We start from the raw sequence: 7,287 nt of genomic DNA on the forward strand, positions 1-7,287 counted from the left end.
AGGAAGCCGCGCTCCACGATCGCCCCGGCGAAGCGGTGGTCGTGCGCGATGATCCACGCGGTCATGTACCCGCCGTACGACCCTCCCATGACGCCCGCCCGCCGCGGGTCCAGGCGCGGATCGGCCGCGACGACGCCGTCGAAGAAGTCCATGACGTCGAAGAAGTCGAGAGTGCCCATGCGGCGGCGGATCGACCGCCCGTGCGCGCGGCCGTACCCGGCGCTCCCCCGGGGGTTGCTGTAGACGACCGCGTAGCCGGCGTCGACGAGCACCTGCGTTTCGTCGAAGAGGTGCACGCCGTACGAGGCGTAGGGTCCGCCGTGGATCTGCAGGATGACCGGGAACGGCCCCTCGCCCTCGGGGGTCGCGACCCAGCCGTTCACGGGGTAGCCGTCGCGACCGGTGATCTCGTGCTCGACCGGCACGACGACGCCGCGCGCGCGGGACGCGGCGCCGAAGTCGGTCAGCGACCTCACCTCGCGCCCCTCGATCACGACGAGCTCGCCGAACGACTCCGGAGAGGCGACGGATGCCACGACCCGCCCCCTCGCCACGGCGTGCCCGCCGACCTCGAGATCACCGCCGAGCACCGGGGTCACCGCACCGGCCCGCGTGACCCGCAGCAGACGCACGCGGCCGCGGGCGCGATCCTGCACCAGCACGTCGTCGCCGGCGAACGACAGGTGACTGCCCACCTCGCCCAGGTCGATCGTCTCGGGGTCGGTCAGCGGGCGCGGCCCGTCGGCCTCGAGCGCGAACAGCGCGACACCGGGCGCGACGAAATCGAGCCCCTCGTCGCCGACGTCGTTCGCCAGGACGAACACCGCGCCGTCGGGAGCGACGTCGACCGACGCCACCGAGAGGTTCTGCGCCACCCCGAGGACCTCGCGGTGCGCGCCGCCGTCGACGGCGATCGCGACCACCCGGTCGCGCAGGTCGCGCCGCTCGGTCTCGATGGTCTCGGGCACACTGAGCAGCTCGGTTCCGTCGGCCGTCCAGACCACGCCGTTCCACCCCGTCGCGCCGTGCGTCAGCGCGACGGCGGAAGACGCGACGACCGTCCTCTCGATCGCGTCGAGGGCGGGCGCGGGCTCGTAGAACGGCTCCGCGTCGGTCGCGGGCGCGTCGACGACGAAGACGTGGGCGGGGCGGTCGAGGTAGCCCAGCCCGTTCGCGTTCCAGCGGATGCCGGTGATGCGGCGCGGCGGCTCGGCCGCGGCATCCCGTCCCTCCACCGTTCCGTAGCGACCCGGTTCGGGCACGCGCGCCGTGAAGGCGAGGCGCGCGCCGTCGGGCGACCACGAGAAGTCCGTCACTCCCCCGGGTTGGTCGGTCGCCTGCACCGGCTCGCCGCCGGAGACGTCGACGACGAACAGCTGCGCACGACCCTTCGCGTCCGGCCGCAGGAAAGCGACCGTCTCGTCATCGGGCGAGAGCCGGGGAGAGCGATCCGCCACCCCGCGCGTGAGGCGGCGCGGGCGCCCCGCGGGCAGGTCGACCCGCCAGAGCTGTCCCACCGCGCGGTCGGCGGCGAGATCGGGGCGCGACGTCGCGAAGACCGCGAACGCCGCGTCCGACGAGATCGCGGGCCGACCGACCCCGATCAGAGTCTCGATGTCGGTCGGCCGCATGCTCACTCGCCTCCGAACGAACCCGTGTCTCCGACGAGTCGGGTGTTGTCGGCCGGAACCGGGTCGACGGCGGCGCGAGCCACCTCGGCGGCGAACTCGGCCACGTTGTACAGCTTTCCGGCGTCCTCGCGGCGAGCCGAGATCGCCCCCGGGTTGGCGCGCTCGAGCAGCGTCGCGGTGATGGTGCCCTCGATCATGTCGCCCGACACGATGGTGAAGCCGATCCCGCGCTCCTCGAGAGCGGGGATCTTCTCGCGCAGGGCGTCCTCGCCCGCGCGCTTGGACAGCGCGACCGGCTCGTACTCGGGCATGGTCGGCGTGGTGCGGATGAAGTGCGCCTGGTGGCTGGTGACGAAGACCACGCGGGCCTCGTCCTTCAGCAGGGGCAGGGCGGTCTCGAGCACGTTGACCTGCGCGTCGCGGTTGAGCAGCAGCGCGTAGTCCTCGGCCATGCCGGACTCCATGCCGCCCGAGGCGTTGAGCACGAGGATGTCGAGGCCGCCGAAGGTGCGCTCGACCTCGTCGAACATCGCCTTCACCGACTCGGGGTCGGTGAGGTCGGCGCCGACCACGAGCGCCTCGACGCCCAGCTCGCGCAGCTGGGCGGCGAGCTTCTCGGCGCGCGGGGCCTTGTTGCGGAAGTTGATGACGACGTTGGCGCCGGCCTCGGCGAAGTAACGGACGGTGTCGGCGCCGATGCCGCGCGACGAGCCGGTGACGAGGGCGGTCTTGCCGCTCAGCGAGCCGGACGGGAGGGTCTGGGACACGGGGTTCTCCTGACGATTCGGGGATCGGATGCCGCCGGCCGATCCGGGCGCACACGACAAGACTCCAGCCTAGCGATCGCCCTCTCCTCCGCATCGGCAGCGCGCAGTCGCGGGTGGTTCCCGCACACCGGCGGCGGCGCTGTCGAGGCCCCTCGCACCACGGCACCGCGTGCTAGCGTCGCCGCGGAGGTCCGACCATGAACGCACCGTCCGCTTCGCGGCATCCCTACCTCTCCCCCGACGCCCCGCGGGTGCTCGCGCACCGCGGACTGGTGACCGAGGATGCCGCGGCCCAGGGCGTGGTCGAGAACTCCTTCGCCGCGGTGGCCGAGGCGCACGCCGCCGGTGCCGCCTACGTGGAGTCCGACTGCCACGTGACCGCCGACGGCGAGGTCGTGCTGTTCCACGACGACGACCTGCAACGCGTGGCGGACGACGCCCGCCGGATCGCGGACGTGCGCCTGCACGAGCTCGAGGAGCTCATGGCCGGCCGTGGCGGCCTCGTCACGCTCGGCCAGGCGCTCGAGGCCTTTCCGGACGTGCGCTTCAACCTGGACGTCAAGGCCGAGGCGGCGGCCGAGGGGGTCGGTCGCCTCGTCGCGCCGCACGCGCACCGCGTGCTCGTGACGAGCTTCTCGGACGAGCGCCGACGGGCCGCCCTCGCGGCGGCGTTCGCGGCGGGAGCCGAGATGCGCCCCGCCACCTCGCCCGGTTCGGCGACCGTGGCGCGCCTGGTGGCCCTCGTCGCGCTGCGGCAGGGGCGGCGCGTCAAGGCGGCGCTCGAGGGGCTGGACGCCCTGCAGGTGCCCGAACGCCAGGGCCCGCTGCCGGTCGCGACCCGCGGGCTCATCCGGGCCGCTCACGGCGCCGGCGTCGAGGTGCACGTGTGGACCGTGAACGACGAGGCCGACATGCAGAGGCTGCTCGATCGGGGCGTCGACGGGCTCGTCACCGACCGCGCCGACACCGCCCTCGCCCTGGTGAACGACCGGCGAACGAGCGCTGACTGAGCATCGTCTGTGAAAGGCGCTCAGACGCGCACGGTTCGAATAAAGCGCACAGGTGCGGACGTTATACATGGGGACCGACGAGAGGACCACACAATGGCAGACCGCAGTCTCCGCGGCATCCGACTCGGCGCCCAAAGCCTCCAGAGCGAAGACGGCGTCGTGTTCCACGACCGTGCACAACACACCTACACCTGCAGCACCTGCGGACGCGACACCGTCCTGACGTTCGCTGCAGACGCCGAGGTCCCCGAGGCCTGGGAGTGCCGCACGTGCGGCGCAGAGGCCCTGCTGCGCATCGGCGACGGCACCGCGACCGTCGACCACTCCGGCGACAAGGCCGCCCGCACGCACTGGGACATGCTCCTGGAGCGTCGCACCATCCCCGAGCTCGAGGAACTCCTCGAAGAGCGCCTCGCCTTCGTCCGCGCCCGTCGTGGCGCCGGGAACGAGAAGCTCAGCGCCTGACCGACGAGAGTCGAAGACCTGGACGCCGGCCCCGAGGGGCCGGCGTCTTCGTCGTTGTGGGCCGTGTCGGGGGATCGGCGCGTCGGCGGGCGACGCCCGCGCAGCGCCGACGGAGCGGGCTCAGCGCGCCGCGCGCCGGCGACCGCGCACCGCGGCGAGCACGCCCACCGCGAGCAGACCGGCCAGGCTCCCCCACCCGAGCACGATCTTGATCACGGGCCCGAGGACGACGGCGGGGGTCAGTCCCGTGCGCAGCGGCACGTCGGTGAGCATGTGCCCCGCCGTGTCGATGGGCAGGGCGTCGAGCGTTGCGCCGTCGGGGGCGATGACCTGGCTCGTCCCCACCGTCGACAGGTTCACCACCGACCGCCCGGTCTCGATCGCGCGCATCTGCGCGAAGGCGAGCTGCTGCAGGTTCTCGTCCGTTCCGCGGAAGTCGGCGTTGTTCGTCTGGAACATGTAGACCTCGGCGCCGGCGTCGGCGCCGTCCCACACGACGTCGTCGTAGATGACGTCGAAGCAGATCGCCAGGCCCACGCCCACGCCGTCCAGCTCGATCAGCGGGCTCGCCGTGCCCGGGGTGTACTCGCGGCCGATCAGGCCGATGAGGTCGGGGGCGAACGGTTCCCAGAACGCCCGGTCGGGAACGTATTCGCCGAAGGGGACGGGATGCCGCTTGTCGTACGTCGACCCCGCCTGCCCCTCGGGCGTCCACAGCAGCGACGAGTTGAACAGCTCGCTCCCCCGCTCGGTCACGGCCGAGATGAGCAGCGGCGCGTCGACGCGGCGCGACAGCTCCTGCAGCACGGCCGAGGTCGACGCGTTCGCGGTGGGGTCGGAGTCGACGCCCCCCTCGGGCCAGAGCAGCACGTCCATGCGCTGCCCGAAGAGCGGGGCGGATGCCGTCAGCTGCGCGTTCAGCACGGCTCCGCGCGTCTTCTGGTCGAAGTAGCCCGCGGGCCCGTTGCCCTGCACGGCGCCGACGCGCAGCGACCCCGCGTCGGCGGTGGGGAACTGCGGCACGACCAGCAGCACGATCAGCAGCACGGCCGCGGGGATCGCCCCGGTCGCGCGCCGGAAGGCGCCCCCGCGCACGACCTCGACGAGCAGCGCGCACAGGAGCACGACGAGGAACGACAGCCCCGACATGCCGACCCACGAGGCGACCTCGGCGAACGGACCGTTGACCTGCGAGACCCCGATGCGCCCCCACGGGAACCCGCCGTAGGGCCACGACCCGACGATCTGCTCGCGCAGCGTCCACAGCCCCGCCACCAGCGCGGGCAGCAGCATCAGGCGCCCCAGGCGTCCGGGGGCGACGCGTGGCATCCACCGGTACGCCAGGGCGATCGGCACCGCGAACACGGCCGTCAGCAGCGACTCGAGCACCGACAGCGCCGCCCACGGGACGGGTCCGAGGTAGCGCGCCGTGAAGAGCAGGTTCACCGAGAAGAAGGCCAACCCGAACAGCAGGCCGATCAGCACCGCCGACCAGAAGCGTCGCCCCACCAGCACCACGAGGGCCAGGACCGTCGCCGGGAACGCCATCGGCCACCACGCCAGGGCGGGATACGCGGTCACCATCAGCAGACCCGCCACGACCGACAGGGGAGCCGCGAAGGCGAGCCGCACCAGCGGGCGCCCCGCCGGCACCACGGGCGTGCGGTCCGCGGCGGTGGTCACTCCGCCGCTCATGCCGACGTGTACGCGACGATGCCGCGGCGCACGGCATCCAGGGCCGTCCGCGCGGTCTTGGCCAGCTTGGGCTCGGCGACGAGCGAGATCTGATCGAGAAGATCGATGGTCTGCTTGGCCCAGCGGACGAAGTCGCCCGCCGCCATGTCGGCGAGCGTCAGCACCGTGTCCAGCGGCAGACCGCGGGCCCAGGCGTGCATCGCGGGCGCCAGTCCCGGCGCCGGCGACTCCGAGCCGGGCAGGCGGTGGTCGCGCTCGAGGTCGTCGAGCTCCTGCCAGAGGGTGTGCGTGGCGTCCAGGGCGCCGCGGAAGGCCCCGCGCGGAAGGCCGCGCTCCCCCGGTCCGGCCTCGTCGCGCCGCGGTTCGTACACCAGGCAGCACGCCAGCGCCGCGAGCGACGGGGCGTCCAGCGCCTCCCACAGGCCCTGCCGCAGCGACTCGGCCACGAGCAGATCCCGTTCGCCGTAGATGCGACGCATCGTGCGACCGGCGCGGGTGAGCACCGTGGTGCCGTCGTCTTCGATCGCCACGTACTCCAGCGTCGCCAGCACCTCGACGACCCGGTCGAACACGCGCGCGACCGTTCCGGTGCGCTGGTCGATCTGCTGGCGGGTCTTGTCGGTGGTGCGCTTGAGCTTCCAGTACCGCTCCGCCCAGCGCGCGTGCGCCTCGCGGTCGGGGCAGTTGTGGCAGGGATGCCGCTGCATCCGCTTGCGGAGCGACTGGATCTGCTCCTGCCGCTCGTCGCGCAGACGGCGCGGGGCGGTGGCGTCGCGACGGTTGATCTTCTCGAGGTCGCTCAGCTCGCGCCGGATCGTGGAGTACTCGCGGAAGTCCCCGCGATCGCACGTCATGGCCTGCTCGTACCCGGCGAGGGATTCCTCGGCATCCTTCACCTGACGAGCGAGACCGACCACGGAGCGGTCGGCCTGGAACTGCGCGAACGAGGACTCGAGGATCTCGCGCGCGCGGCCGCGGCCGAACTGGTCGATCAGGTTCACGGCCATGTTGTACGTGGGCCGGAAGCTCGAGTTGAGCGGGTAGGTGCGGCGCGAGGCGAGGGCGGCCACCGACTGCGGGTCGAGGCCCTCGGTGAACTGCACGACCGCGTGGCCCTCGACGTCGATGCCGCGGCGGCCGGCGCGGCCGGTGAGCTGGGTGTACTCCCCCGACGTGATCGCGACGCGCGCCTCGCCGTTGAACTTCTCGAGCTTCTCGAGCACGACGGTGCGCGCGGGCATGTTGATGCCCAGGGCGAGGGTCTCGGTGGCGAAGACGACCTTGACGAGCTTGCGGCGGAACAGCTCCTCGACGACCTCTTTGAAGGCCGGCAGCAGTCCCGCGTGGTGCGCCGCGACGCCCCTCTCGAGGTTGTCGCGCCACTCCCAGAAGTGCAGGATCGCCAGATCCTCGTCCTTGAGGGTGAAGGTCATCTCGTCGACGATCTGACGGATGTCCTCGCGCTCCTCGGCCGAGGTCAGCCGCACGTTGGCACGTCGCAGCTGCTGCACCGCCGCGTCGCACCCGGCGCGGCTGAAGATGAAGAAGATGGCCGGGAGCAGGTGGCTGCGCTGCAGCAACTCGACGACCTCGGGCCGGTCGATGCGCTCGATGCGCGGGCCGTGCGAGGCACGGACGGGCTTGTGGCCACCGCGTCGCTGGTGGGCGTGGCGCGGCCCGCCCGCGTGCCGTTGCGAGCGGTAGTCCTGGGCGCGGCGG

Annotated in this window: 6 protein-coding genes; 2 read left to right on the plus strand and 4 right to left on the minus strand. The window is 72.6% G+C overall.

All coding sequences use genetic code 11. The features are described from left to right. Both DBR36_RS12710 and DBR36_RS12715 read right to left on the minus strand, forming a co-directional pair. Window positions 1–1,631: prolyl oligopeptidase family serine peptidase (locus DBR36_RS12710; RefSeq protein ID WP_108319923.1), on the minus strand; the 1,631-nt coding region annotated here is incomplete at its 3' end. Window positions 1,632–1,633: 2 nt separating this feature from the next. Continuing rightward, complete coding sequence (locus tag DBR36_RS12715; protein ID WP_108319925.1) at window positions 1,634–2,398, minus strand: SDR family oxidoreductase; 765 nt, start codon at window positions 2,396–2,398, stop codon at window positions 1,634–1,636. Between the two features lie 197 nt (window positions 2,399–2,595). On the opposite strand from DBR36_RS12715, the gene DBR36_RS12720 reads away from it, so the two are divergent. Together DBR36_RS12720 and DBR36_RS12725 are read left to right on the plus strand one after the other, a co-directional pair. Next, window positions 2,596–3,408, plus strand: coding sequence for a glycerophosphodiester phosphodiesterase family protein (locus tag DBR36_RS12720; protein ID WP_108319927.1), 813 nt, complete (start codon window positions 2,596–2,598; stop codon window positions 3,406–3,408). A gap of 93 nt (window positions 3,409–3,501) precedes the next feature. After that, window positions 3,502–3,873: an RNA polymerase-binding protein RbpA gene (locus DBR36_RS12725; protein WP_108319929.1), complete on the plus strand. Its 372-nt coding sequence runs from the start codon at window positions 3,502–3,504 to the stop codon at window positions 3,871–3,873. A 120-nt stretch (window positions 3,874–3,993) separates the two neighbouring features. Here DBR36_RS12725 and lnt read toward each other — a convergent pair whose 3' ends face one another. Next, complete coding sequence (gene lnt, locus DBR36_RS12730; protein ID WP_181373594.1) at window positions 3,994–5,568, minus strand: apolipoprotein N-acyltransferase; 1,575 nt, start codon at window positions 5,566–5,568, stop codon at window positions 3,994–3,996. Then, window positions 5,565–7,287, minus strand: a 1,723-nt coding sequence (locus DBR36_RS12735) for an RNA helicase (protein ID WP_258222824.1), incomplete at its 5' end; no start/stop codon positions are given. The genes lnt and DBR36_RS12735, both read right to left, overlap by 4 nt.

This window comes from Microbacterium sp. HMWF026, assembly GCF_003061325.1.
Taxonomy (GTDB): domain Bacteria; phylum Actinomycetota; class Actinomycetes; order Actinomycetales; family Microbacteriaceae; genus Microbacterium; species Microbacterium testaceum_E.